The organism is Tamlana crocina, assembly GCF_012037625.1.
On sequence record NZ_JAAVJS010000271.1, the window covers coordinates 1 to 436 of the forward strand.

The following is a 436-nucleotide window of genomic DNA, read 5'->3' on the forward strand; positions in this document are numbered from 1 at the left end:
CGTAGCTGGTGCTTTCCAAAAGGTTGGCACTTACTCTTCTTATGATGCGGCTTTCATTGTCCTGAAAACTTAGTGTCTCTGGAGTATTACCGCTATCGGTGTAAAAAAGGTCAAAGAAATAAGCATTTTTGAGCCCATAGCTCAATGAATAGCTGTTGATAATTGCAGCTTCCAGATTTGGATTTCCGGCGTTGTAATCGAATTCATTAAGATAGTAGCGAAAGGGATTTAAACTTTCGTATCGCGGTCGCTGAATTCTCCTGCTATAGTCAAAAGTGAGGCTGTGATTTTCATTGAAATTATGCTGCAGGTAGAAAGTCGGGAAAAGTTCAAAATATTCCCGGTCATCAATCTGCTCCATGGAACGGGAATCTCCTGTACGATCTGTATATTCCCCTCTAAGTCCAGCCTTAGCGCTCCATTTGCTCCAATCTTT

Annotated in this window: 1 protein-coding gene; it reads right to left on the reverse strand. The window is 41.7% G+C overall.

What is annotated here, in order from left to right; all coding sequences use genetic code 11:
* A partial coding sequence (locus tag HC176_RS16665) for a TonB-dependent receptor domain-containing protein (protein WP_167920131.1) occupies positions 1 to 436 on the reverse strand: 436 nt, incomplete at both ends.